A 22,980-nucleotide genomic window follows, 5' to 3' on the forward strand; every position below is an offset into this window, starting at 1 on the left:
TTTAAGTATGCTGTTTGTAAACTTTATTGGTGTGGCTTGCAAAACTGTTTTAGGTTTGATAATCATCAAAAAAAAAGAATAATGAAACGAACCGTTATCTTATCTATCCTTTTTCTTAATTTATTTTTTTCATTTTCTCAAACGGCTAACAAGCTTACAACCGACAAAAATGGGAATGAACTTTTATTGGGAGAAATATCGAAATCCGATTTAACTAAAAACACTTTCAACACTTGGTTTTCTAAAAATTACGACGATTATTTAGTTAATAAAGGTGTTGTTAAACAAATAAAAGATTCTTTAAACGCCTATGAAATTAAAGCTTTTTTAGGCACTTGGTGTGGCGATAGCAAATTTGAAGTGCCTAGGTTTTACAAGGTTTTGGAAGCCGCGAAATTTCCTGAAAAACAACTACAAGTTATTGGGGTTGATAGAACTAAAGAGGCTTACAAGCAAAGTCCGAATGGCGAGGAAAAAGGGTTGAACATTCATCGGGTTCCCACTTTTATATTCTATAAAAACGGTAAGGAAATCAATAGAATTGTAGAGCATCCCAAAGAAACTTTTGAGCGCGATATGTTGGCCATTGTAACCAAAAACAAATATACATCAAATTATGTTGCAGCAAATTATATGCACCATTTACTCAACTCGAAAACCTTGGACAGTTTAAAATTAGAAGAACCCGTTTTGGTTTCAAGATTAGCAGAATTTGTTAAAGGCAGCCGCGAATTAAATACTTTTGGATATGCGCTTTTACGCTCTAATCAAACGGAAAAAGCCTTGTATGTTTTCGATTTGAACACCAAAATATTTCCTTATAAACACAATGTTTACGCTAGTTTGGGTGAAGCTTATTTTGAAACGAAAAACTATACCGAAGCTTTAAAAAACTATTACAAAGTGCTGAGTTTAAAACCAAATGAAGAGAATGCCAGAGAAATGGTTGAAAAGATTAAAATAGAAATGGAATAGCTTCTCGACAATTTAATGGATTCCTGCCTTACTGAAACAAGCTTAGAACAGGTTGCAGTAATGACAAAACGACTTAAACAATCTCCATCTTCTTCAATAAAAAAGAGGCATTCATATTTTGGCAAATACCTTGCTTTAACGTGTAATCAAAATGCAATTCGTCGTTTATAATTTTGGCATCAAAATAATAGTTTTTTACATCGTCGAGTTCCTTTTCAATGTCGCATAAACTTAAATCGTGTGTGGCAATAATACCCGTGGCGTTCGATGCGACCAGTTTTTCGACAAATTTTTTGGAACCAATCGCTTTATCGGTACTGTTTGTGCCTTTTAAAATTTCATCTAAAACAATAAAATAGGGTTCGTTTTTAATGGCATCAACAATATATTTTAAGCGTGTTAATTCTGAAAAGAAATACGAACTGTCATCGGTTAACGAATCCGAAGTACGCATGCTCGTTATCAATTTTACCGGCGAATAACGGCTAGATTTTGCACAAACGGGCAAGCCCACATTAGCCATTACAATATGCAAAGACACGGTGCGTAAAAAGGTGCTTTTCCCAGCCATATTTGCACCGGTAACAATAAAAAACTGTTCGTTTTCAATAGTTAAATTGCTATCAACTCGTTTGTTTTTGTTGAGTAGCGGATGCCCTAAACCTTCTGCTTTTATAACCGTTTGCGACCTGTTTATTTCTGGAAAAACAAATTCTGGATGATTGTATGCAAACCCCCCTAGTGAGTTGTAGGCATCAAAAAACGAAACCACTTCAAACCAATCGGAAACCTTATCGCCGTGGTTTTTAATCCATTGCTCGATATGATAACTGTTTTTTAAATCTGTTAAAAATAAGCCGTTTCCAAAAATGGCTGAAATCAAATTATTCCTATTGTCCAAAGCATCCAACGATTTTGAAAGTTCGTTAAAAATAGACGATGCTTTTTTGGTGTCCGATTGAATTTTCCGTTGTTTTTCCTGTAATAATTCCGATGAGAAATTTTCGTTTTCAATACGCTTTAAAAGCAATGCATATTGACGAAAAGTATCTTTTACCCTATCGGAATTTAATGAAAGTATATTTGTTTTTTTTAGGTAAATACCAGTGATTCCCAAGCCAATAAGCAACCAGTAGCCCATAAAAACCATATCGATAAGCTTGAAAAAAGTCAATGCAAACAACGCCATGGAAAGCAAAGTAAACACCAACGGAAACCAGCGCATTATTTTTGGCAAAAACGGTTTGTAATGCTGCAACCAATTAATAATATCTTTTGCGGGAGTTTCAACCTCAACCAAACTCGAGGTTGCCCAATACTGTTGGCGCCACTTGGGTTTACTGCTCAATTCTTTAATGGCATCTTGTCTTAAAACTATGTTGTTGGTAGCATTTACCAACAACGCATCAGCTAATTTTTGAGTGCCTTCATTAATAGTGGTTCGGTTTATAAATTGAAAAAACGAGCCGCGACCAAACAAATCGATATCCAAACTATAAAAGTGATTTGGGCTTTGAAATTGCAAGCCTTCATTTCTATCAAAAAAATCGCCCGAAGCTATTTTTATTTCCTCTTCATTAATTTTTACCAAGGCATTATTAAAGTTGCGTTGCGCTTTAACATCGGTATATTTTGACAGCAAAAACACAAAAAGACCAATGCCCAATAATAAAATTAAAACCGCTATTTGCCAAAAACCAAAGCTTAAATACACGCCAAAACCTGTTGTTAAAAACACGATAACCCTAAGCAGACTTAAAGTTGTTATGCGTTTGTAAAGCTGTTTAGATTTAGCTTTATAGGTTTCTAAATGTTTTTTATAATATGTTAAAGGATTATCCATTTAAAATTATTAGTTGAACCGCAAATAAACAAAAAAGCCCTGAAATTTTTCAGAGCTTTTTGCAAACTGTTATTTTATTTAATCTCGGTTGCCTCCAAACACCTGAAGTGCCCAATACAGTAAAGATGCCAAAGCACCAATGGCTGCAACTAAATACGTTCTTGCCGCCCATTTAAGAGCATCTTCAGAACCTACATATTCTTCTTGAGATACCATGTTCTTGTTTTTCAACCAAGCCAAAGCACGATTGCTCGCATCGTACTCTACCGGTAAGGTAATAAAGCTAAATAAGGTAGCAAAACCCATCATCGCCAAACCAGCAAGAGCCACCCAATAGCCAATGCCTAAACCAGCCGCCGCACCTAGCATTAAGCCCCCAATAACAACCCATTGCGACATGCCAGAAGTTACACTTACTACGGGCACCAAAGCAGAACGCATTTTAAGCCACTCGTAAGCCTGCGCATGTTGCACGGCATGACCGCACTCGTGTGCCGCTACCGCCGCCGCCGCCGCATTACGCTGATTGTAAACAGATTCGCTTAAGTTTACCGTTTTGTTTTTCGGGTTGTAATGATCGGTTAATTGTCCTGGAGTTGATATAACCTCTACGTCGCTTATACCATGGTCTGCCAGCATTTTTTCGGCAATTTCTGCACCACTCATCCCATTTCGCAATTGTATTTTCGAGTACTTCTCAAACTTCTTTTTTAAAGTTCTGCTTACTAACCAACTTACCAAAGCAATCGCTCCAATTAGTATATAATATCCAAACATGTTTTTTTCGTTTTTAAATTAATTTTAAATATAGCAAAAATAACGCCAATGTTATCGTCTGAAGTTTTGTCAGTCTGTTAAAATATTGCTAATTATAAGAGAGCTTAAAATAGATTAACAAAAACGCCGACCCAAGGGTTATAGCATTGGCGGCTATCATAGACGGGCTATCAATAAACAAGGCATAAACCAACCACAGTGCAACACCCACAAAAAACATAACAAGCATGGGCAACGACAGCCCCGAAACGTCTTTGGTTTTCCAGGTTTTAAACACTTGTGGCAAAAAAGCAGCAGTAGTTAAAATGGCAGCTGCAAAACCAATATATTCAAAAGCATCCATAGTATAAATAATTATTTGGGCGTTACCCCAACCCTTCGACCCCGCTCAGGGCGAGCGGGGTCGGGCTATACGTTACAAGTCCTCGCTCGTGCCTCGCTGTGGGCTTTTCACTGCTATCCCTAACGCAGAACAAACCGTAATACGTTAACCTTTTGTTATTTCGACAACAGGAGAAATCACATCATCAACCGGCATATATTATGTGATGTCTCAATCGTACCTCATTTCGACATGACAAAAAAACTACCCAACAATATTCACAATTTTCCCAAGTACCACAATTACTTTTTTAGGCTCACGACCCTGTAATTGGTCTTTGGTTTTCTCGTGTGCCAAAACTGCTTTTTCAATGTCTTCTTTACTCATATCCAAAGGCAATTCCATGGTAAAACGCATTTTACCGTTAAACGAAATTGGGTAATTCTTGCTGCTTTCAACCAAATGTTTTTCCTCGAATTTCGGGAATGGCGCGGTTGAAATCGATGGTTTATTACCCATCTTTTCCCAAAGCTCCTCAGCAATATGCGGCGCATACGGCGATATTAAAACCAAAAGCGGTTCTAAAATGTCTTTACTTGTGCATTTTTGAGCCGTTAACTCGTTAACCGCAATCATAAAGGTTGAAACCGAAGTATTAAACGAAAAGCTCTCAATATCTTCCTGTACCTTTTTAATGGTTTTGTGCAGTGTTTTTAAACTGTCCTTTGTTGGTTCAGCATCATTTACATGCAATTCGTTTTCGCCAACATACAATTTCCAAAGTTTTTTTAGGAAAGAATGTACACCGGTAATACCAGCGGTATTCCAAGGTTTGTATTGCTCCAATGGCCCTAAAAACATTTCGTATAAACGCAAAGAATCCGCGCCGTAATCTGCAACAATATCGTCTGGATTTACGACGTTGTATTTGGATTTCGACATTTTTTCGACGTCGCGTTTTACTTTAAATGTGCCGTCTTCTAAAACAAATTCGGCATCCTCATAATCTTCTCCAAACTCCGCATCAGCCTTTAAGCCTTTAATATCTAATTCATCAGATGCATTAACATATTTCACTTTAACATGAAGCGGTTGTACTTTTTTGCCTTCTATTAATCCTAAGGATAAGTATTTATTAGTTCCTTCTTCTCTATAAACAAAAGCACTAGTCCCCAAAATCATGCCTTGGTTAATTAGTTTTTTAGCATATTCATCAACGGGTACCAAACCTTTATCAAACAAGAATTTTTGCCAAAAACGCGAGTATAGTAAATGCCCTGTGGCATGCTCGCTACCACCAATGTACAAATCGACATCCTTCCAATAATTTAGTGCTTCTTGGCTTGCAAATTCGTTTTCGTTTCTGGCATCCATATAGCGGTTAAAGTACCAAGAGCTTCCTGCCCACCCGGGCATAGTATTTAATTCGAGAGGATAAACCCCGTTATGAGATTCCTTGTCGCTCGTACCTCGCTTTGTCGGAATGACAAGATCGTTTGGTACAACTTTATTATTTACTGTATCCCAAGCCCAAACGGTGGCATTGCCCAATGGTGGCTCGCCGGTTTCGGTTGGTAAATATTTTTCAACTTCGGGTAGTTTAATGGGCAAATGTGCGGCATCAATCATTTGCGGCATACCATTTACATAATACACCGGAAAGGGTTCGCCCCAATAGCGCTGGCGACTAAACACGGCATCGCGTAAACGGTAATTGGTTTTTCCTTCGCCTTGACCAATTTTTTCCAATTCGTAAATAACGCGTTTGGTGGCTTTTTTATAGTTTAATCCGTTAAGAAAATCGCTATTCCCAATTAGGGTTTTTTCTTTGTCGGTAAAGGCTTCTTTACTTATATCAACACCATCAAAAATGTTTGGAATGGGAATTTTAAAATGTTTTGCAAAATCGTAATCGCGCTGATCGCCGCAAGGTACCGACATTACCGCACCTGTGCCGTAGCCTGCCAACACGTAATCGCCAATCCAAATAGGGATAGGCTCTTTTGTAAACGGATGTTCGGCGTAAGCGCCAGTAAAGGCACCCGAAATGGTTTTTACATCGGCCATTCTATCGCGCTCGCTACGTTTTGCGGTGGCTTTAATATAAGCCTCAACTTCTGCTTTTTGTTCTGGCGTTGTGATTTTTTTTACGAGTTCGTGTTCGGGTGCAAGTGTCATAAAACTAACGCCAAAAATGGTGTCGGGGCGTGTGGTAAAAACGTCTATTTTATGAGACCCTTCGACTGCGCTCAGGGTGACATTTTCGTTTTCATTATTGGTAGATTGCTTCGTTTCACTCGCAATGACGTTAAACGACACAGATGCTCCAACCGATTTTCCAATCCAATTGCGCTGGCTTTCCTTTAAAGCGTCGGTCCAATCTATCTTATCCAAACCTTTTAGCAAACGCTCTGCATAAGCCGAGATGCGCATGCTCCATTGGGTCATTTTTTTACGGATTACGGGGTGGCCGCCACGTTCTGAAACGCCATTAACAATCTCATCGTTGGCTAAAACGGTTCCTAAAGCGGGACACCAATTCACCTCGGTTTCGGCTAAATAGGTTAAGCGGTATTGCAGTAATATTTGTTGTTGTTTTTTAGATGAAAACGATTTCCAATCTTTAGCAGAAAACGGTTCGATATTATCATCGCAAACAGCATTAACTGTTGTGTTTCCTTCCGTAGAAAAAATCGTTTCTAACGTAGAAATATCTTCAGCTTTATCAGTATCTTTATTATACCAAGAATTGAACAATTGGATAAAAATCCATTGTGTCCATTTGTAGTAACTTGGGTCTGATGTACGCACTTCTCGCGACCAATCGAACGAGAACCCGATTTGGTCCAATTGACGGCGATAGGTTTTAATGTTTTCGGCTGTGGTTATAGCTGGATGTTGCCCCGTTTGAATGGCATATTGTTCGGCAGGTAAGCCAAAACTATCGTACCCTTGCGGATGCAAAACATTAAACCCTTGGTGGCGTTTGTAGCGCGCATAAATATCGGAAGCGATATAACCCAATGGATGCCCAACGTGTAAACCTGCGCCACTTGGGTAGGGAAACATATCTAAAACATAATATTTAGGTTTATCACTACCGTTTACAGCTTTAAAGGTTTGGTTTTCTGCCCAATATTTCTGCCATTTGGCTTCTATTTCGTTGAAATTGTATGTCATCGTCGGTCTTTTTTCAATCTGCAAATTTACGTTTTATAAATCAACTTAAAAATCTTTTAATAGTTTATACAAACACTGTTTATTAATAATATCCTTTTTACTTTTGAAACTTAAAAACCAAAGTATTGAACTCGAATATTTACAAAGCACATTTCGCACTGCTTGGTGCTAATGTTATTTTTGGTGCAAATTATATTATAGCTAAAGGTATAATGCCAGATAAGGTAGGTCCAACTGCTTTTGTTTTTATACGTCTAGTGTGCTGTGTAGTTCTATTTTGGGGGTTTAAATTTTTATTTGTAAAAGAAAAAGTTAAAAGCAAAGATTTTTTAAGATTAATATTATGTGGTTTGTTTGGTGCCGCAGGGAATATGCTGTTTTTCTTTCATGGCATTAATTTAACATCGCCAGTGGATGCTTCTATAATTATGACCGTAACACCTGTAATTGTTTTGGTTTTTAGTTTTTTTATTTTAAAAGAGCGCATAACCAAAAACAAATTAATAGGTATAGCTATTGCCGGAACAGGTGCCGTATTTCTTATTGTTTACGGAAATAAAGCCGCCGGGACCAGTTCGTTTTTAGGGAATTTATTTGTGTTTTTAAATGCCACTTGTTACGGGCTTTATTTGGTTATTGCTAAAGTTTTAATGAAAAAATACCACGCCATAACGGTAATTAGTTGGGTGTTTTTATTTGGGCTGATGTTTGTATTGCCCTTTTCGATACAGCCTATTTTAGATGTTGATTTTAAGATGTTTACTACTAGCACATATTTGGCAATTGGATATGTTGTTTTGTTTACAACCTTTTTTGCTTATTTATTTAACATATATGCACTAAATTATTTGTCGCCGTCAATAAGCAGTAGCTATATTTATTTGCAACCTGTTGTTAGTTTTGTAATGGTTAGTATTTATGCTTATGTTTTATTGCAAAATGAATATGCCCAAGACATTAATCTTATAAAATTAATAAGTTGCATTGTGGTAATTATTGGTGTTTATATTATTAGTAAACCACCAAAGACATTAGCTTAATTACAACAATATTGATATGTTTAAGTTAATATAAATAAAGATTGCATAGACTTTACTATTTTTACGGCATTAATCCATGATTTTATGAGTTCATCTTTCGAAAAACATCAAAAACGCAAACTTATTTCTTCATATTTTTCTGTTGTGCTAAGTATTGCTTTAGTTTTGTTTTTATTAGGTTTATTGGGTATGCTTATACTTAACGCCAAAAAAGTGTCCGATCATTTTAAAGAACAAGTGGTTGTTACCATTTATTTAAAAGATAATGCCAAAGCGGTCGAGGTAAAACAACTTGAAAAGAGCTTAGCGATGGCAGATTACGTAAAATCGACCGAATATGTTTCTAAAGAGCAAGCTGCCGAATTTATGAAAGCCGAAACGGGCGAGGATTTTATGGATTTTGTGGGCTACAACCCGCTGCAAAACTCTATCGATGTACATTTAAAAGCAGATTTTGTAACCTCGGAGCATCTTGAGAAAATTTCCGCGGAAGCGTTAAATAAAAACTTTGTTGACGAAGTAACTTACGATAACGATCTTGTAAATTTAATGAACGATAACGTAAAAAAAATTAGTTTTTGGGTATTGGTAATAAGCGGTATTTTTACTTTAATAGCAGTGCTGTTAATTAATAGCTCGATTCGATTGGCAGTATATTCCAAACGATTTACCATAAAAACCATGCAAATGGTGGGCGCTACAAAACAATTTATTCGCCGGCCCTTTGTTTGGAAAAGCGTGCGTTTGGGCATTATTGGTGCGATATTGGCTTTAATTGGTATGGCAATTGTTTTGTTTTATCTTAATAAAACATTTACAGAATTGGAGCTGTTAAGCAACCCTGTTTTAGTAGGGGCGCTTTTTGTTTTTATTTTTGCTTTGGGCATTGTTATAACCTGGATTAGCACACATTTTGCAACCCAACGTTTCTTAAATTTAAAAACCGACGATTTATATTACTAGATAATTTACAAAGCTGTTAACATAGCTTTGTAAATAAATCCGTTAATTTGCAGATCTTTAATTTATTAAGCATCATGGGAGAGAACAAACGAAAAGAAAGCACCAAACCGGTTTTTGTCTTTGGAAAGAAAAACTACAAATTCATGTTTATTGGATTGGCGTGCATTGCGGTAGGTTTTATTTTAATGGCCGGGGGTGGCAGCGAAGACCCTAATGTTTTTAACCCCGATATTTTTAGTTGGAGACGCATTAGGTTAGCCCCAACTTTAATTTTGGTTGGTTTTGGTATTCAGGTGTATGCTATTTTATTGAATCCCGATAAATCTAATTCTAAAAAATAAATTCCAATTTCCAATTTATTTTCAAACTTTACTGTTTCAATTTTAATATTTTTGCTGCATGGATATAATAGACTCAATTATTCTTGGTATTCTCCAGGGGCTTACCGAATTTTTACCAGTATCTTCAAGCGGGCATTTAGAACTAGGTAAAGCCATTCTTGGCGATAACTCTGTGCCTAAAGAAAGTTTACTGTTCTCGGTGGTGCTGCATTTTGCAACCGCATTAAGTACCATGGTTGTATTTAGGAAAGATATTTTTAGCCTAATTAGAGGCGCTTTAAAGTTTGAATGGAACGAAGATTTACAGTTTATTTCTAAAATTGCCTTCTCAATGGTTCCGGCGGTGCTTGTTGGTCTGTTTTTTGAAAAAGAATTAGAAGCACTCTTTGGTAACAATATTTTATTAGTTGGTTTTATGCTAATTGTTACAGCGCTTTTGCTTTTTTTGGCAGATAAAGCCAAAGACACCAACAAAAAAGTATCTTTTAAAAATGCTTTTATTATTGGTATTTCTCAAGCTATAGCCTTATTACCAGGAATATCGCGTTCTGGAGCTACAATTTCTACTTCGGTATTATTGGGCAACGATAAAACCAAAGCCGCACGTTTTTCGTTTTTAATGGTAGTGCCATTAATTTTTGGAAAAATTGCCAAAGACGCATTTAGTGGCGATATTACTATGGAAAGCCAAAATATAACAGCACTATCATTGGGCTTTATTGCTGCATTTGTATCGGGGCTTTTTGCCTGTACTTGGATGATTGCACTGGTAAAAAAGAGCAAGCTGTCTTACTTTGCTTACTATTGTGTGGTTATTGGCATTATTGCTATTGTGTTTTCTTTACTAAACCCATAGCATGATCTCTAAAGAAGCCTACCTTTCCGGGCAAGTTTTACTTATCGATAAACCTTTAAACTGGACCTCGTTTCAGGTGGTTAATAAACTGCGTTGGGAAATCCGTCAGGCTTTCAATATTAAAAAAATAAAGGTTGGGCATGCCGGTACTTTAGATCCCTTGGCTACGGGCCTATTAGTGATTTGTACGGGTAAAATGACCAAGGAAATTGACAGCTTTCAGGGGCAAATAAAAGAATACACTGGCACATTTGCTTTAGGAAGCACAACACCTTCTTTTGATTTGGAAACAGAAATACATGAAACATTTCCAACAAATCATATCTCAGAAGATTTAATTCATAAAACCACCAAACAATTTATTGGTAATATTGAGCAGTTTCCACCTGTTTTTTCAGCATTAAAAAAAGACGGAAAGCGTTTGTACGAATACGCAAGAGCAGGCGAAACCGTAGAGATTAAACCAAGAACAGTAGCTATTCAAGAATTTGAAATTACAAATATAAACGGTTTAAACATTAACTTTAGAGTAGTTTGTAGCAAAGGCACATACATACGCGCTTTAGCTAACGATTTTGGTAAAGCACTTAAATCTGGCGCGCATTTATCTGCTCTGAGAAGAACAAAAATTGGCGCGTTTAATGTTGCCGATGCTACTTCAATTGATACTTTTATTAAAAATCTTGCTTCGGAATAATTATTGATAGCATATTGCTTCAATTAAACCCTTACTCATGAAGCAAACATACCTGTTTATATACGTATTTTTATTTGCTATTCTTACCTCTTTTTCTCAAAACAACTCTGAAAAAACAAATGGTCTTTTTTATAAGGTTTCGCTAGCTTCGACACTTACTGTAAATAAAGACTATGCCATTTTTAACAATGACGAGGAGCCATTTTTTAATTTTAGTGCACTTTTTTTAAACAATACTATTGGTTATCAATTTGATAAGCGTACTTCTATAGGGTTAAATGCTGAATATAATTGGCATTCGCAACAAGGGCTTCATTTTTTTCCTACCTATTTAAGTTTTCAATACAACATTATTGTAGATGATAGCGATTTGTTTATACGAGGTGGTTATGGAAGCTTGATAAGCCTAAGTAACGATTTTGAAAAAGGCAATATGTATAAAGTAGGATTAGGTATTCGAGGTTATGATGATGGTTATTTAAACTCCTTTTTATTGGGCTTGGATTTTACCAGGAAACGCTTTGGCTATAAAACTTTACAAGGACTATCGAGTGTTTCTGTTTTTATGGAATTTATGTTTTTTTAAACCATTTAAACTATTTTACCGTATATTCAGTATATATTTGCCATAAACAAACCCAGATTTGAACTTAACAAATCAACATAAAGCCCTACTTATCACCTTGTTCTTAACGGGTACTGTTGTGCTTTCTGTTTTTAATTTAAGCCTTAAAAAGCATAGCGAATTCATTACAGAAAGCTATTATGAACTAGAACCCGAAAAGCCACTAACCGAAGAAGAAATTAAAGTGTTGGAAGCTTTGGAAAACTTAAAAGGGAGCAAAGCAGAAACCAACAAAGCCTTTAACGAAACCAGTAATAACAAACAATTTGCCCAAGCCTATAAACCCATTGCGCCACCAGAAGATTATGTGCCAAAACCCAGTGGGTTAAGCCACCAAACCGACGCTTTTAAAAAGGTTTATAAAGCTCCCCCAGACTCTAAGCTAAATACCGAAGAGCTATCTTCGTTCAGTAAAGTAAACGATTTACTTAAAAAACAGCAAGACGAAGCCGCAAACTCTAAAAGCACCATTAGTTTTTCGTTGGTAAATAGAAAAAAAGTATATATACCCATACCTGTTTATTTATGCGAAATAGGTGGTAAAATGGTAATTAACATTACCGTAAACGCTAAGGGCGAAGTTACAGATGCCTATGTAAACACCTCATCTTCCACATCAAACGCATGCTTAATAGAGCACGCCTTAGAGTATGCAAAAAACGCTCGGTTTAGTGCCGATGCCTCAAAAAAAAGCCAAATAGGTTCTATTAGTTTTTACTTTATTGGCAAGCAGTAGGCTGTAATTCGCATAACATTTCGGTAAGATCGCTTATTACGTTTTGGCCTTTGTCTTTATTGTACCAGTGTTGCAGGTCTTCTTTAAATTCTGGGGTTAATGTGCCGTATTTGGCTTTAAACCTGCTTACAAAGTTTGTTGCTTCGCTTGGTCTTGGGCCATAAGTGTTTAAAACGTTTCCGGTAGCGTTTTCAATTATTATTAACTTAGGGATAGATCGGCCGCCGTTAGTTAAAAAAGCATCCATTAATTCTGGGTTTTCATCGCGCAACACAAGCCTTAGGGTTATATTGTCGTTTAGTTCTGCTACTTTGTTTATGGCAGGCACAACGTGTGCAGCATCGCCACACCAACTCTCGGTAATAAGTAACCAAGTTATTTTATCCTCAAAAGCTTCTATTCTGTTTTTAGAGTCTTCAGATATTTTTATGGTTTTATCCCAGCGTTTCATGCGTTTTTCGTTAAGCTTGGTAAAGTTTACCAAATCTTCGGTTTTATCTGGTCCGGTTGTCGAGTTGTTTTCAACCATTTGTTTTACCAAATTTACATACGCACTGTAAGTTATGCTTTTCTCTAAACTGTTTTTTATGATAGAATCCATGATTTATTTTTTTTTTGACAAAATACGATGGCACAAAATTAGTACCTTAGGATTTTAAATAAGATGATATTTGTCATGTTTTTAATTTAAAACTTACAGCACATCATCTTTACTTAATTATTAACATTTAATGATTTATGGATACAAAACATAAATGCGGGTGGTGTGTTGGCGATGCTTTGTACGAAGCGTATCATGATAAAGAATGGGGCGTTCCTGTTTTTGATGATGCCACAATATTTGAGTTTTTAATTTTAGAAACCTTTCAAGCGGGTTTAAGTTGGATTACCGTTTTGCGCAAGCGCGAAAATTTTAGAAAAGCTTTTGATGGTTTTGATTATAAAAAAATAGCAAATTACACCCCAAGTAAAATAGACACCTTATTGCAAGATGCTGGTATTATTAGAAACAAGCTGAAGGTAAAAGCAACCATTACCAACGCGCAGGCTTTTATTAAAATTCAAGAAGAATTTGGGTCGTTCTCAAGATACATTTGGGCTTTTGTTGATGGTAAACCCATTAAAAATAAGTATAAGAACTATAAAGATGCCCCTGCAAATACTGCTATTAGCGATGTTTTAAGTAAAGATTTAAAAAAGCGCGGTTTTAAATTTGTGGGCTCCACAGTGGTTTATGCGCACATGCAAGCCACGGGTATGGTAAACGACCACGAGATTGGGTGCTTTAGGTACAACCAGGTTTAATCGATCTCTTTTTCCTCAACGGCGATATGTTCTATTACCGATTCGTCTTTTGGTTTATATGGTAATGTGTTTAAAAGGTGTTCTATGGTTTCGACTCTTGCCTTGGTTTTTTTGTTGGCTTTAATAATTACCCAAGGCGCGGTTTTGGTATTTGTTTTTTTAAACATTTTCTTTTTGTAATCTGTATAGTTATCCCACAGTTCTATGGCTTTTTGATCTACAGGACTGTATTTCCATTTTTTTAACGGGCTGGTTTTTATGTCTTCAAAACGTCTTTCTTGCTCATCTTTCGAAATTGAAAAATAAAACTTTATCAATCTAATTCCAGATTCGGTTAGCATGTTTTCAAACTGGTTAACCTGGTTCATAAAAATACGGTACTCTTCTTTGGTGCAAAACTCGTTAACAGGTTCTACAATGGCTCTGTTGTACCAGCTTCTATCAAAAAAAACAATTTCTCCCTCTCTTGGCAGTTTTGCAATGTAGCGCTGAAAATACCACTGTCCTTTTTCTTGGGCGGTGGGTTTGGGTAGGGCAACAACCTTAAATTCCCTGGGGTTTAAATGCTCTGTAATCCTTCTTATGGCACCTCCTTTTCCTGCGGCATCCCGACCTTCAAAAATAATCACTATTTTTTCTTTGTTTTCTTCTGCCCAATGCTGTAGTTTTATCAACTCTTCTTGTAAAGATTTTAAGCGCGATTCGTAATTTAAATTTCTTAAAACTTTTGAAACCGTAATGTTTTCATCCAATAAAAATTGAACGATTCCTTTTTTCGAGTTTAATTTTTTTAAATCTTTTGGTGTTATGGTATTGCTCATATCGGTTTAATCTATTTGCTTAACAAGTCTGTAGTAGCGTTGTACAATATTGGGGTCTGGAAACAGTGTGGTTCCGGAATTTCCTTTGTTAGCGTATTTGAATTTAGACAGCACGTACCTAATACTCTCTAAACGGGCTTCTTTTTTGTTATTTGTTTTTATAATAATCCATGGGCTAAATGTAGTGTGGGTTTTGCTGAACATTTGCTCTTTATATAGGGTGTATTGGTCCCAGCGTCTTTGCCCTTCTTGATCTACGGGACTAAATTTCCAGCGTTTTAACGGGCTTTGCAGTCTGGAGTTAAAACGTCTAATTTGCTCGTCTTTAGATATTGAAAACCAAAACTTTATTAATATAATGCCATCTTCATATAGCATGTGCTCGAATGCGGGGACTTGTACCATAAACTCATCGTATTGCTTTTCGTTGCAAAAACCCATTACAGGTTCTACCACAGCACGATTGTACCAACTACGATCGAAAAAAACAATCTCCCCTGGGTTTGGCATTTCTTTTATGTAGCGTCTAAAATACCATTGTCCTTTTTCTACATCGGTAGGTTTGGTTAGCGCAACAACTCGCATAGAGCGTGGGTTGAGGTGTTCTATAAAACGGCGTATGGTACTGCCTTTGCCTGCGGCATCTCGTCCTTCAAAAACAATGCAAACACGTTTTTTATGTTTTGCAACCCATTGCTGTAGGTCCACTAATTCGGCTTGTAGTTTTTTTAATTCTTTTTCGTAGGCAACCGTACTTAATATGTCTTTTAGCTGATTTTCTTCTTTTTTTTCTTTAAGAATTTTAAGAAACTCGGTTTTTTCTTTAAACTTTTTAAAATCTTCCAATGTTAGCATAATGGTTTATTTACGTACTAATATCCTTAATTTTATACATAAAAAACATGATTTTTATCAGTATAGGTGTTTTAAAAATTCGTTTCTGGAAATTTCTTCGGCACCTAAGCTTTCAAGATGTTTGGTATAGACTTGGCAGTCTATAAGTTTGTAATTATTGTTTTGTACAAAGGTTATAAAGCCTGCTTTACTGGCATTGCTTTCTTTGGTAAACATGCTTTCGCCACAAAAGACATTGTTGCCCAAATCTACACCATATAATCCTGCTACTAATTTGTTGTCTCGCCAAACCTCGACGGATTTGGCATAGCCTAACTTATTTAAATTCAAGTAGGCTTCAATCATATTGTTGGTTATCCATGTGCTTGATTGTCCTGTGCGTTTTATCATAGAACATTCGGTAATTACTTCGTTAAAAGCTTTGTTTACGGTAACGGTATAGGTACAATTACGCAATACTTGTTTCATGCTTTTTGATACCTTAAGCTTTTCTGGATAGAGCACAAATCTGGGGTTAGGCGACCACCATAAAATGGGTTCGTCTATTTCAAACCAAGGAAATATACCTTTTTTGTAAGCGTGCAATAGGCGCTTGACTGATAAATCGCCACCAATGGCCAGCAAACCATCTTTTGTGGCTTGGTTTACGTTGGGGAACCATATGTCTTCGGTTAATAGTTGCATTAAAACAGTTTGTATAAAAATAACAAACCCCAATGTTTAAATAAACATTGAGGTTGGTAAATTAAGATTTCCGCCTATGCGGGAATAACAAAATTATTGATTAAAAAGGCAAATCGTCGTGTTCGTCTTCTTTTAAATCGCCTGCAGGCTCGAAAGCATCCATTGGTGGTACCGGTGGTAGGTTTTCGCTGGTTGCTTCAGTTTGCAAAGCTTCTATTCTCCAACCTTGTATAGTATTAAAGTACTTAGTTTCACCTTGCGGACTTACCCATTCGCGACCTCTTAAATTAATACTTATTTTAACATCTTGACCTACTTTATAGTTGTTCAATAAATCTGTTTTATCTTGAACAAATTGAATTAAAATTTGTTGCGGATACTGCTCTTCAGTAGTAACAACTATATCTCTTTTTCTAAAACCATTGTTACCAACTGTTTCTGTTTCTCCAATTAACTTTACTTTACCTTGTACTTCCATTGTGATTATATAATTATTAAATATTCGTCTAAATTTATTATTGTATTGTTATGATAAAAGTATTTTCCATGCACTTTCAACATCTCCAAAACTTAAATAGTTTTGTGCCAATTTATGTTTTTTTCTATGTGTTGCGGTTTTTATGTTAGGGTAACGTTCGCTTAGATCTGCTATAAAATCTTTAACGCTTTTATCTGTTGGTAATCTTTCAACATTGCCCAACATGCCTAAATCGTTTCCTGTTAAAACCATGCTGTTTTTTACATAATCAGGAAAATTATCTACGCCAATTCCTAAAGTTGATAAGGGTTTCGGGATTTCAAAAAAACCTTTTTTAGCACGCGAATAGTAACTGCCTCCAGATCGGGCGACCAAATCTAATTTTTGTTGATTTATTACGCCTTCTTCATTTAAAACCTCATCGTCAATATGTAGTTTTACAACTTCGCAAATAATTAAATTGCCTGCGCCACCTTGGGTTCCCAATTTTACAATCTGGTTAACCTTACATTCAAATTGTACGGGCGATTCGGCCACACGAAACGGTTTAACAATATCAGATTTTAACATGCTTAACCCCGCTTTTTCAAACTCGTTAACGCCTTCTGGATATTCGGTACTACTTAGCGATGCCTGATGTACCATATCGAAATTTACCACGTTAATAACCACTTCTTTTAGGGTCTCTGCATTTTCTAGGCTGTGTTTGGTGGTGTTGTCTTTAACCCGACGCGCCGGCGAAAAAATTAAAATGGGCGGATTTGCGCTAAACACATTAAAAAAACTAAATGGCGACAGGTTTGGGGTGCCGTTGGCATTTAAGGTACTTGCAAGTGCAATAGGCCGTGGCGCCACGGCACTTAGCAAATAGCTATGTAATTTGCTGGTTGATATGTCTTTAGGTTGAAACGACGCCATTATCATTTTTAATTTCAACAAAACTAATCAAAAAAAACATGATAATTTAAACTAGTTTTCAACATTAGTTTGCGGCTGTCAACAATTTACAATTATTTTGTTTTGCTGTTGCCGATTTGCCAACTGCTTAGGCAATAAAATTAACAGATTTGCATTATATTACTGATTAATTAAATTTCGAATGATTTTTACCGAGTACAGAAACACGTTTCGTTGGGTTATGATAGTGGCATCGTTTATCATGGTGTCTTTAATTTTATGGAAAACCTATGAGTTTTTTCAGCATTTTAAAGAAGAGGAACGTGTGAAAATGGAAAATTGGTCGTTTGCCCAAAAAGAATTAAGCAAAACGGGGGACTTAGATGTTAATATTGGCGAATTACCCATAGAGATTTTACAGAGCAACAAGACAACCCCCATGATTAAAGTGAACCAAGATGGCAGTTTTGATTCTAATAATATTGATGAGAAAAAAGCCAACGATTCGCTATACATCCAAAAGCTAATTGCAAAATTCAGAAATGAAAATGCGCCCATTGAAATCCGTTATCAAAATGAAGTTTTGTCAACCATTTACTATGGCAATTCCCCATTGTTAAACCGCTTAAAGTACTATCCGTTGGCATTAATCCTTATTATTATCTTGTTTGGAGCGGTTGTATTTTTCTTTTATCGCAGCAATAAAAATGCCACCCAAAACAAATTGTGGTCTGGTATGGCAAAGGAAACGGCGCATCAAATTGGTACGCCATTATCCTCTTTAATTGGGTGGACCGAAATTTTAAAAAGCGAAAAAGTAAATCCTGATTATATTATTGAAATTGAAAAAGACGTGGACCGCCTGCAAACCATTACCGAACGTTTTAGCAAAATAGGGTCGATTCCTGTTTTAGAAGTTTCCAATATTATTGAAGAAACCATTGATGCTTATGATTATTTAAAATCGAGATCCTCAAAACTTATAGATTTTGAAATTATTACTCCAGGTGGTGAAATCCCCGTTAAGCTCAATAAACAATTGTACAGTTGGGTTATAGAAAACCTGGTAAAAAACGCTATTGATGCCATGAAGGGCAGAGGCAAACTTACCGTTGAAATCTCTCAGTTGGAAAACAACGTAAAAGTAAGTGTAAGCGATACCGGAAAAGGCATCCCGAAAAGTCAGTTTAAAAAAATATTCGAACCCGGATTTACCACAAAAAAACGCGGTTGGGGTTTGGGCTTATCGCTTACAAAACGTATTATTGAAGATTTCCATAATGGAAAAATAAAAGTGTTGCAATCTGAAATTAACAAAGGCACCACCATACAAATTGCTTTAACACGAGCCGTTTAAAAATTGTTGATTTATGTCTGAAAAATTTATAACCATAAAAGAAGTGGCGTTAAATAATAACTGCCCCGAATGTTTTAGTAAAGATGGTTTGCGATTAACGTTTAAGCAGAAATTTATGGAAAACAATTTTTACAAATCGATTACCAAAGAAGTTACTCAGAAGTTAGACTGCAAAACCTGTAATACCACTATTTACCCTGTGCAATGGACCGATGATATTGAACGTGTTTTTGAGTACCATCAAAAAGCATTAACACCTAAAAAAACATCAACCTATCTAAAAAAGTTGTCTTGGATTGCCATCCTTTTCATTGCCGTAGTAATTGCCGGCATAGTATTTACGGTGCTTTATGCTCAATTATAAATGCGCTTTTATAGCTTTGGCCGTAGCTTGAAAAGCTTCTGGGCTTAGCTTTACTTTTTTAATAAATTGAGCATCTTCCATAGCGTGCAACGGGATTAAATGTACGTGCACATGCGGCACTTCCAGCCCAATAGCGCTCATGCCCACACGTTTACAGGGAATGGCCTTTTCTATGGCCAGGGCTACTTGCCTTGAAAACTGCATTAAACCATTATAAGTGGCTTCATCTAAATCGAAAATTTTATCCACTTCCTTTTTAGGAATGCAGAGCGTATGCCCTTTACTGTTTGGGTTTACATCAAGAAATGCAAGGAAATTATCGGTTTCGGCAACCTTGTAACAAGGGATTTCGCCATTTACTATTTTAGTGAAAATTGATGCCATAAATCATGAGGGTTTAGAGAGTATATGTAAATATAAAAGATTCCTGCTTAATTTAAACAGGAATCTTTTCAATATATTTTCTTATTTAAAAATTTTCGCTTTCGCGGAAATGAAAAAACAAATTATCTATCTGGAAATCTCGATTATATCAAATTTCATCACACCATTTGGTACTTGTATTTCGGCCACTTCACCAACCGATTTGCCCAACAAGCCTTTCCCAATAGGCGAATTAACCGATATCTTACCTGTAGCTAAATCGGCTTCACCATCGGCAACCAAGGTGTAAGTCATTTCCATGCCATTGGTTTGGTTTTTAATTTTAACTGTTGATAATACCAATACTTTAGAATTATCGAGTTGCGATTCATCAATAACGCGCGCACCTGCCAAAGCATCTTCTAATTTAGCAATTCGCATCTCTAACATCCCTTGTGCTTCTTTAGCAGCGTCGTATTCGGCATTTTCACTTAAATCGCCTTTATCTCTGGCTTCTGCAATGGCTTTCGAGGCTTTTACGCGTTCAACATCTTTTAATTGCTTAAGTTCTTCTCTTAATTTTTTTAACCCTTCTGGTGTATAGTACGATACTTTACTCATAACTTCATCGTTTAATTAATTTAAGGATGCCGAATTAAAAGATTCATGAACACCTCATTTAAATGGATGTTTATGAACAAATAAGTTCAGCACATAAAAAAAATCTCGCATAAACGAGATTAATCAACAAATATACAAAATATTTATCTCAATTACCTTTTTGTTAGTAAATTGCGATTTAATTTTTAAGCATAATGAAGCCTTATTTTTATCTTTTAATTTTCATGATTTTCACGGCTTGCAGCAAAAATTCTGATGATAAAAACTGTAAATTTTTATTGGATGTAAGTGTTAATGTGACGATTAATTTAAATTTACCGCAGTATAATCAACTTAATTCTATAGGGAATTCGGTTTATGTGGCAAATGCGGGAAATGGCGGGGTTATTGTTACCAATGCTGGTTCTGGGTTTTTGGCTTGGGATGCTGCCGACCCCAACCATACGCCAACCTCTTGCTCGATAGTTTCCGGTTCTGGTTTAGAAGGTATTTGCGGTTGTGCTGATGCCAACAAATATAGTTTTGTAACCGGACAGCCTCTAGAAAATTCAACCCTGCAATGTGGTTTAAGAAATTATCGTGTTGAACAAAACGGGAATACCCTTTTAATTTTCAACTAAAAAGCCCCAGAATAAATACTGAGGCTTTGATGTAAAATAAATCTTCTTTTTTTTAGAACTTTAATGTTGCACCAAGCAAAAAGTTGGTAGTTGCTTGCGGATAATAGCCTGCACCCTCAATGGTTGTTGTAACTCCCGGAGTGCTCCAGGTATCATCATAAGTGTAATAATAGCCGTTTGACACATATTTTTCTCCAAAAATATTATTTACCAAACCAGAAAGGACAATGGCTTTAAAAAGCGATTTGGTTTTAATCTCGTAAGTTATATTAAAATCATTTACAAAATAGCTGTCTAATTTTGAAGCTTGCGAATCGTTATTCCCCATAAATTGTTCACCGACGTATTTACTTAAAAATGACATTTGAAAGTGTTTTGCTGGACTATAAACCAAAGCATTCGCTGCAACCAATTCCGGTGAAAAAGAAATGTTTGTTTTGCCCAAGTTTTCCAAAACACCATCACGCTGAAAAAACGATTCTTTGTTTTTATTCGAACTTATTGTAAAATTTGGTTGAACAGCAAACTGCTCAGAAATCCGTATGGCTGCATCAACCTCTAAACCCAATCGGTAACTATCGCCACTATTGGTTCTAATAGGTGTGCCCGTATTGTCTATGGCACCTGTTAAAACCAATTGCTCGTTGTATAGCATATAATAGGCATTGGCGTTAATTCTGAATCCTTTATTATGGTGCCTCCAGCCTAATTCGAAATCGTTTAACTGCTCCGGTTTAATATTCGGGTTGCTTTCAAAATCGCTACGGCTTGGTTCTCTGTTTGCCCTGGCATAAGAAAAATACAGGTTGTTATTGGTATCTAATTCATAGGTAATTCCTGCTTTTGGGTTGAAAAAGTTATACTGCTCGTCAACCAATAAATTAATCCTATCTGATGTTAACCCTGTGGTTTTGTAATTTACAAAGCGCATTTGCAAATCGCCGTACAAACTCACTTTATCGTTAAGTCGATAGGTGGCCTTTGTAAACAGGCTAAAGTCTTTTTTTTTGCCTTGTCCGTTATAATAATGGTCGCCTATTTCAGAATCACTTGCAAAGCGTGCCCATATTATTTCGCCATAATGATCGCCAATATAACTGCTGTACGATAAGCCAAAATTCATGTCTAATACATTCGTTTTGTAATTTGCGCCCGCATTTACCACATAAAAATTGTTGTCTAACCACCTGCGACGGATTAAATCGGTTTCATCAATGGTTTCGCCACCAATATTAATTGGGGTTAAATCGTATTCATCAAAAGGTTCATCTTCTTTATATTGCTCAAAATAACCCCGCCCTTTGGTATAATTCAAAGCTAGGTTTGTAGACCAATAGTTGTTGTAACGCTCGTTCCAATGTAATTGGTAATGGTCTTGTTGGTAATTGTCTTCTTCGTTTTCATGAAATCGGGTAACGCCATTTTCATCGGTGTATTCGCCTGCGGTATTATAGGTTCTGTTGTTTTTCAAAAGGTCTAAATCTTCTAAACCGTTCCACGATTGATACGTAATTTCATGGCCGCTAAATGTAATGGCCTTTATTAGCGTATTATCATCTACGTAAGCCCCTTGAAGGAAGTACGATTTTAAACCGGATGAAGCTCTGTCAATATAACCATCGGATTTAATTTTAGATAATCGCCCCGCAATCTCTATATTATTATTGAGTTTGCCCGTGCTAAATTTAATACTGTGCTTTCTTGTATTATAACTTCCGAAGGTGTTGGATATTTCACCCTTAGCTTCCTCTGAAACCGCATCGGTAAGCACATTGATACTCGCCCCAAAAGCACCCGAACCGTTGGTTGATGTACCTACGCCACGTTGCAGTTGTAAACTTTCTACCGAAGAAGCAAAATCGCCTAAATTCACCCAAAATGTCCCTAAAGATTCCGCATCGTTGTACGGAATGCCATTGAGTGTAATATTGGTTGATTGCGCATTAATACCACGTATGCGAATACCTGTGTAACCCACGCCAGCGCCAGCATCGGTGGTCGTTACAACCGATGGCAAATAGTTTAACAAAACAGGAATGTCCTGTCCTAAATTGCGTTTTGCCAACTGTTTTTTGGTAAGGTTGGAGTGTGTGATGGGCGATGTCGCATTTACACGAACGGCTTTTACTAAAACTTCGTCCAGATTTTCAATTTTTGTTGTGTCTTGCTGGGTTTGATTTTGTTGTGCTGTTGCACGGACTGATAACACTAAAAGTGTTAAAAAAAGAAAAATGTTTTTCATTACGATTATGTTTATAAT

25 protein-coding genes are annotated in these 22,980 nt (G+C 36.3%); 12 read left to right on the forward strand and 13 right to left on the reverse strand.

Translation table 11 applies throughout. From position 1 onward, the window contains the following. Positions 1 to 81 precede the first annotated feature (81 nt). Positions 82 to 975, forward strand: coding sequence for a thioredoxin domain-containing protein (locus ACFSQS_RS05310; protein ID WP_388015248.1), 894 nt, complete (start codon positions 82 to 84; stop codon positions 973 to 975). 73 nt (positions 976 to 1,048) lie between these two features. On the opposite strand, the gene ACFSQS_RS05315 is transcribed toward ACFSQS_RS05310, so the two are convergent. The 4 genes from ACFSQS_RS05315 to leuS all read right to left on the reverse strand — a co-directional run bounded on the left by ACFSQS_RS05315 (position 1,049) and on the right by leuS (position 7,097). Continuing rightward, positions 1,049 to 2,818, reverse strand: coding sequence for a MutS-related protein (locus ACFSQS_RS05315; protein WP_388015251.1), 1,770 nt, complete (start codon positions 2,816 to 2,818; stop codon positions 1,049 to 1,051). 78 nt (positions 2,819 to 2,896) lie between these two features. Beyond that, positions 2,897 to 3,595: a zinc metallopeptidase gene (locus ACFSQS_RS05320; protein ID WP_388015254.1), complete on the reverse strand. Its 699-nt coding sequence runs from the start codon at positions 3,593 to 3,595 to the stop codon at positions 2,897 to 2,899. Between the two features lie 88 nt (positions 3,596 to 3,683). Beyond that, positions 3,684 to 3,938: a SemiSWEET family sugar transporter gene (locus ACFSQS_RS05325; RefSeq protein WP_388015257.1), complete on the reverse strand. Its 255-nt coding sequence runs from the start codon at positions 3,936 to 3,938 to the stop codon at positions 3,684 to 3,686. Between the two features lie 243 nt (positions 3,939 to 4,181). Beyond that, positions 4,182 to 7,097 (reverse strand): leucine--tRNA ligase, encoded by a 2,916-nt coding sequence (gene leuS / locus ACFSQS_RS05330; RefSeq protein ID WP_388015260.1) that lies wholly within the window; start codon positions 7,095 to 7,097, stop codon positions 4,182 to 4,184. A 125-nt stretch (positions 7,098 to 7,222) separates the two neighbouring features. On the opposite strand from leuS, the gene ACFSQS_RS05335 reads away from it, so the two are divergent. The 7 genes from ACFSQS_RS05335 to ACFSQS_RS05365 all read left to right on the forward strand — a co-directional run bounded on the left by ACFSQS_RS05335 (position 7,223) and on the right by ACFSQS_RS05365 (position 12,355). Further along, on the forward strand, positions 7,223 to 8,137 hold the full coding sequence (locus ACFSQS_RS05335; protein WP_388015263.1) for a DMT family transporter: 915 nt from the start codon (positions 7,223 to 7,225) through the stop codon (positions 8,135 to 8,137). An 84-nt stretch (positions 8,138 to 8,221) separates the two neighbouring features. Next, on the forward strand, positions 8,222 to 9,100 hold the full coding sequence (locus tag ACFSQS_RS05340; RefSeq protein ID WP_388015266.1) for a cell division protein FtsX: 879 nt from the start codon (positions 8,222 to 8,224) through the stop codon (positions 9,098 to 9,100). A gap of 74 nt (positions 9,101 to 9,174) precedes the next feature. Beyond that, positions 9,175 to 9,441: a DUF3098 domain-containing protein gene (locus ACFSQS_RS05345; RefSeq protein ID WP_388015269.1), complete on the forward strand. Its 267-nt coding sequence runs from the start codon at positions 9,175 to 9,177 to the stop codon at positions 9,439 to 9,441. A gap of 58 nt (positions 9,442 to 9,499) precedes the next feature. Beyond that, a complete protein-coding gene (locus ACFSQS_RS05350) occupies positions 9,500 to 10,297 on the forward strand; it encodes an undecaprenyl-diphosphate phosphatase (protein ID WP_388015272.1) in 798 nt (265 codons plus the stop codon). Position 10,298: 1 nt separating this feature from the next. After that, the gene (gene truB / locus ACFSQS_RS05355) at positions 10,299 to 10,994 is read left to right on the forward strand and encodes a tRNA pseudouridine(55) synthase TruB (protein WP_388015275.1); all 696 of its coding nucleotides are present in this window, start codon (positions 10,299 to 10,301) and stop codon (positions 10,992 to 10,994) included. 37 nt (positions 10,995 to 11,031) lie between these two features. Then, complete coding sequence (locus tag ACFSQS_RS05360; RefSeq protein WP_388015278.1) at positions 11,032 to 11,580, forward strand: hypothetical protein; 549 nt, start codon at positions 11,032 to 11,034, stop codon at positions 11,578 to 11,580. 58 nt (positions 11,581 to 11,638) lie between these two features. Then, the gene (locus ACFSQS_RS05365; protein ID WP_388015281.1) at positions 11,639 to 12,355 is read left to right on the forward strand and encodes an energy transducer TonB family protein; all 717 of its coding nucleotides are present in this window, start codon (positions 11,639 to 11,641) and stop codon (positions 12,353 to 12,355) included. Here the strand turns inward: ACFSQS_RS05365 and ACFSQS_RS05370 are convergent. After that, positions 12,339 to 12,956: a thioredoxin family protein gene (locus ACFSQS_RS05370; protein WP_388015284.1), complete on the reverse strand. Its 618-nt coding sequence runs from the start codon at positions 12,954 to 12,956 to the stop codon at positions 12,339 to 12,341. The genes ACFSQS_RS05365 and ACFSQS_RS05370 overlap by 17 nt on opposite strands. A 137-nt stretch (positions 12,957 to 13,093) precedes the next feature. Between ACFSQS_RS05370 and ACFSQS_RS05375 the strand changes: the two genes are divergently transcribed. Further along, a complete protein-coding gene (locus tag ACFSQS_RS05375; RefSeq protein ID WP_388015287.1) occupies positions 13,094 to 13,660 on the forward strand; it encodes a DNA-3-methyladenine glycosylase I in 567 nt (188 codons plus the stop codon). Here ACFSQS_RS05375 and ppk2 (ACFSQS_RS05380) read toward each other — a convergent pair. The 5 genes from ppk2 (ACFSQS_RS05380) to ACFSQS_RS05400 all read right to left on the reverse strand — a co-directional run bounded on the left by ppk2 (ACFSQS_RS05380) (position 13,657) and on the right by ACFSQS_RS05400 (position 17,416). Continuing rightward, positions 13,657 to 14,481, reverse strand: a complete 825-nt coding sequence (gene ppk2 / locus ACFSQS_RS05380; RefSeq protein WP_388015290.1) for a polyphosphate kinase 2 — start codon at positions 14,479 to 14,481, stop codon at positions 13,657 to 13,659. The genes ACFSQS_RS05375 and ppk2 (ACFSQS_RS05380) overlap by 4 nt on opposite strands. 6 nt (positions 14,482 to 14,487) lie before the next feature. After that, a complete protein-coding gene (gene ppk2, locus ACFSQS_RS05385) occupies positions 14,488 to 15,336 on the reverse strand; it encodes a polyphosphate kinase 2 (RefSeq protein ID WP_388015293.1) in 849 nt (282 codons plus the stop codon). Positions 15,337 to 15,393: 57 nt separating this feature from the next. Further along, positions 15,394 to 16,020 (reverse strand): leucyl/phenylalanyl-tRNA--protein transferase, encoded by a 627-nt coding sequence (gene aat, locus ACFSQS_RS05390; RefSeq protein ID WP_388015296.1) that lies wholly within the window; start codon positions 16,018 to 16,020, stop codon positions 15,394 to 15,396. 100 nt (positions 16,021 to 16,120) lie between these two features. Then, the gene (locus tag ACFSQS_RS05395) at positions 16,121 to 16,498 is read right to left on the reverse strand and encodes a DUF3127 domain-containing protein (protein ID WP_388015299.1); all 378 of its coding nucleotides are present in this window, start codon (positions 16,496 to 16,498) and stop codon (positions 16,121 to 16,123) included. 48 nt (positions 16,499 to 16,546) lie between these two features. Continuing rightward, on the reverse strand, positions 16,547 to 17,416 hold the full coding sequence (locus ACFSQS_RS05400; RefSeq protein ID WP_388015302.1) for a flavin reductase family protein: 870 nt from the start codon (positions 17,414 to 17,416) through the stop codon (positions 16,547 to 16,549). A gap of 181 nt (positions 17,417 to 17,597) precedes the next feature. Here ACFSQS_RS05400 and ACFSQS_RS05405 point away from each other — a divergent pair, with 181 nt between their 5' ends. Together ACFSQS_RS05405 and ACFSQS_RS05410 are read left to right on the forward strand one after the other, a co-directional pair. After that, entirely contained in the window at positions 17,598 to 18,752 is a 1,155-nt protein-coding gene (locus ACFSQS_RS05405; RefSeq protein WP_388015305.1) for a sensor histidine kinase, read from the forward strand. Between the two features lie 13 nt (positions 18,753 to 18,765). Beyond that, on the forward strand, positions 18,766 to 19,116 hold the full coding sequence (locus tag ACFSQS_RS05410; RefSeq protein ID WP_388015308.1) for a hypothetical protein: 351 nt from the start codon (positions 18,766 to 18,768) through the stop codon (positions 19,114 to 19,116). Here ACFSQS_RS05410 and ACFSQS_RS05415 read toward each other — a convergent pair. Then, positions 19,111 to 19,500, reverse strand: coding sequence for an HIT family protein (locus ACFSQS_RS05415; protein WP_388015311.1), 390 nt, complete (start codon positions 19,498 to 19,500; stop codon positions 19,111 to 19,113). The genes ACFSQS_RS05410 and ACFSQS_RS05415 overlap by 6 nt on opposite strands. Positions 19,501 to 19,626: 126 nt before the next feature. Further along, positions 19,627 to 20,100 carry a transcription elongation factor GreA gene (gene greA / locus ACFSQS_RS05420; protein WP_388015314.1) on the reverse strand — a complete coding sequence of 158 codons (474 nt, stop codon included), beginning with the start codon at positions 20,098 to 20,100 and terminating at the stop codon, positions 19,627 to 19,629. Between the two features lie 224 nt (positions 20,101 to 20,324). Between greA and ACFSQS_RS05425 the strand changes: the two genes are divergently transcribed. Beyond that, positions 20,325 to 20,720: a hypothetical protein gene (locus ACFSQS_RS05425; protein WP_388015317.1), complete on the forward strand. Its 396-nt coding sequence runs from the start codon at positions 20,325 to 20,327 to the stop codon at positions 20,718 to 20,720. 52 nt (positions 20,721 to 20,772) lie between these two features. Here the strand turns inward: ACFSQS_RS05425 and ACFSQS_RS05430 are convergent, their stop codons facing one another. Then, entirely contained in the window at positions 20,773 to 22,962 is a 2,190-nt protein-coding gene (locus ACFSQS_RS05430; protein ID WP_388015320.1) for a TonB-dependent receptor, read from the reverse strand. Positions 22,963 to 22,980 lie beyond the last annotated feature (18 nt).

This window comes from Gelatiniphilus marinus, from assembly GCF_042684345.1.
Lineage (GTDB): Bacteria > Bacteroidota > Bacteroidia > Flavobacteriales > Flavobacteriaceae > Gelatiniphilus > Gelatiniphilus marinus.